Annotated in this window: 2 rRNA genes; both read right to left on the bottom strand. The window is 49.1% G+C overall.

The window, feature by feature from the left end:
• Window positions 1–11: 11 nt before the first annotated feature.
• Window positions 12–127 (bottom strand): 5S ribosomal RNA (gene rrf / locus ACGH6P_RS10945).
• 148 nt (window positions 128–275) lie between these two features.
• Window positions 276–3,175, bottom strand: a 23S ribosomal RNA gene (locus ACGH6P_RS10940).
• Between the last annotated feature and the right edge of the window lie 187 nt (window positions 3,176–3,362).

Below are 3,362 nucleotides of genomic sequence, written 5' to 3'. Positions count from 1 at the left end.
CTTATTTAAAAGTCTGGCGGCACCCTACTCTCACATGGGTAATACCCACACTACCATCGGCACTACGGCGTTTCACTTCTGAGTTCGGCATGGGGTCAGGTGGGACCACCGCGCTATTACCGCCAGACATATCCTGTCTTCTCTTTCTCTATTGATGTACATTATCTCATCTTTACATCAATTCCTCAATCCGGAACAAACTGTTTCTACATTCTTTAACCACCTTCCGATGATTTTCTCTTCTCTCTCGCGTATCCAAAACAACTCCGAGTTGTAAGGTTAAGACTCTCGGTTCATTAGTATCAGTTAGCTCAATGTATCACTACACTTACACACCTGACCTATCTACGTCTTAGTCTCAAACGGACCTTACTGATTCTCATCAGGGAAAACTCATCTCGAGGCTAGTTTCGTACTTAGATGCTTTCAGCACTTATCTATTCCGCACGTAGCTACCGGGCAATGCAATTGGCATCACAACCCGTACACCAGCGGTGCGTTCACTTCGGTCCTCTCGTACTAGAAGCAAACCCTCTCAATTTTCCTACGCCCATGGCAGATAGGGACCGAACTGTCTCACGACGTTCTAAACCCAGCTCGCGTACCACTTTAAACGGCGAACAGCCGTACCCTTGGGACCTACTTCAGCCCCAGGATGTGATGAGCCGACATCGAGGTGCCAAACACCGCCGTCGATATGAACTCTTGGGCGGTATCAGCCTGTTATCCCCGGAGTACCTTTTATCCGTTGAGCGATGGCCCTTCCATTCAGAACCACCGGATCACTATGACCTACTTTCGTACCTGCTCGAGCCGTCACTCTCGCAGTCAAGCTAGCTTTTGCCATTGCACTAACCTCCTGATGTCCGACCAGGATTAGCTAACCTTCGTGCTCCTCCGTTACTCTTTGGGAGGAGACCGCCCCAGTCAAACTACCCACCAGACAGTGTCCCTTACCTCGATTCAGAAGTATAGGTTAGAACATCAAACATTAAAGGGTGGTATTTCAAGGATGACTCCATGCATACTGGCGTACACACTTCTTAGTCTCCCACCTATCCTACACATTAAGGCTCAATGTTCACTGTCAAGCTATAGTAAAGGTTCACGGGGTCTTTCCGTCTTGCCACGGGTACACCGCATCTTCACGGCGATTTCAATTTCACTGAGTCTCGGGTGGAGACAGCCTGGCCATCATTACGCCATTCGTGCAGGTCGGAACTTACCCGACAAGGAATTTCGCTACCTTAGGACCGTTATAGTTACGGCCGCCGTTTACTGGGGCTTCGATCAAGAGCTTCTGCTTACGCATAACCCCATCAATTAACCTTCCAGCACCGGGCAGGCGTCACACCGTATACGTCCACTTTCGTGTTTGCACAGTGCTGTGTTTTTATTAAACAGTTGCAGCCAGCTGGTATCTTCGACTGATTTCACCTCCATCCGCACGGGACTTCAATTACCATCAGCGTGCCTTCTCCCGAAGTTACGGCACCATTTTGCCTAGTTCCTTCACCCGAGTTCTCTCAAGCGCCTGAGTATTCTCTACCTGACCACCTGTGTCGGTTTCGGGTACGATTAACTATAACCTGAAGCTTAGAGGATTTTCCTGGAAGCAGGGCATCAATTACTTCACTACCTTAGTAGCTCGTCATCACGCCTCAGGGTCTCAGTGACCGGATTTGCCTAATCACACCCCTACACGCTTAACCCACCATCCAATAGGTGGTAAACCTAGCCTTCTTCGTCCCCCCATCGCAGTTATAGCCAGTACGGGAATATTAACCCGTTTCCCATCAGATACGCCCTTCGGCCTCTCCTTAGGGGTCGACTCACCCTGCCCCGATTAACGTTGGACAGGAACCCTTGGTCTTCCGGCGAGCGGGCTTTTCACCCGCTTTATCGTTACTTATGTCAGCATTCGCACTTCTGATACCTCCAGCATGCCTCACAACACACCTTCTACGGCTTACAGAACGCTCCCCTACCCAATACACTTGCGTGCACTGCCGCAGCTTCGGTGCATAGTTTTAGCCCCGTTACATCTTCCGCGCAGGCCGACTCGACTAGTGAGCTATTACGCTTTCTTTAAATGATGGCTGCTTCTAAGCCAACATCCTAGCTGTCTAAGCCTTCCCACTTCGTTTCCCACTTAACTATGACTTGGGGACCTTAGCTGGCGGTCTGGGTTGTTTCCCTCTTCACGACGAACGTTAGCACCCGCCGTGTGTCTCCCATGATTAAACTTGTCAGTATTCGGAGTTTGCATCGGGTTGGTAAGCCGGGATGGCCCCCTAGCCGAAACAGTGCTCTACCCCCAACAGTTACTCATGAGGCGCTACCTAAATAGCTTTCGGGGAGAACCAGCTATCTCCCGGTTTGATTGGCCTTTCACCCCCAGCCACAGGTCATCCGCTAATTTTTCAACATTAGTCGGTTCGGTCCTCCAGTTAGTGTTAACCAACCTTCAACCTGCCCATGGCTAGATCACCGGGTTTCGGGTCTATACCCTGCAACTTAACGCACAGTTAATACTCGGTTTCCCTTCGGCTCCCCTATTCGGTTAACCTTGCTACAGAATATAAGTCGCTGACCCATTATACAAAAGGTACGCAGTCACACATGCCCAACGACACATGCTCCCACTGATTGTACGTACACGGTTTCAGGGTCTATTTCACTCCCCTCCCGGGGTTCTTTTCGCCTTTCCCTCACGGTACTGGTTCACTATCGGTCAATCAGGAGTATTTAGCCTTGGAGGATGGTCCCCCCATCTTCAGACAGGATATCACGTGTCCCGCCCTACTCTTCAAGCTTCCACATAATCTACCTTCGTGTACGGGACTTTCACCCTCTATCGTGCGACTTTCCAGACGCTTCCACTGATACATTATGCTACCCGCTTTGGGCTCCTCCCCGTTCGCTCGCCGCTACTAGGGGAATCTCGGTTGATTTCTTTTCCTCGGGGTACTTAGATGTTTCAGTTCTCCCGGTTCGCCTCATCTGACTATGTATTCATCAGATGATAGTGCAGTCACCTGCACTGGGTTTCCCCATTCGGACATCGACGGCTATAACGCCTTTTATCGGCTTACCGTCGCTTTTCGCAGATTAACACGTCCTTCTTCGCCTCTGATTGCCTAGGCATCCACCGTGTACGCTTAATTTCTTAACCTTACAACTCACAGTTGTCTTGGTTTCTATTACGCTTTTTTCTCTTTTCTACTTCAAACACTCATACTTTCGTATCAATGTCTTCTGTAAAAACGAGAACTCGTTTCTTTCAGCTTGTTCCTAATTGTTAAAGAGCTTTATCTTTCTATTTACTCATATAAGTAAATACAAACATAATTTAATTCAAC

The sequence above is a fragment of the Gilliamella sp. CG25 genome (assembly GCF_046635705.1).
Classification (GTDB): domain Bacteria; phylum Pseudomonadota; class Gammaproteobacteria; order Enterobacterales; family Orbaceae; genus Gilliamella; species Gilliamella apicola_I.
The sequence above is the reverse complement of the archived record's forward strand: the minus strand, read 5'-3'. Positions and strand labels throughout refer to the sequence as shown.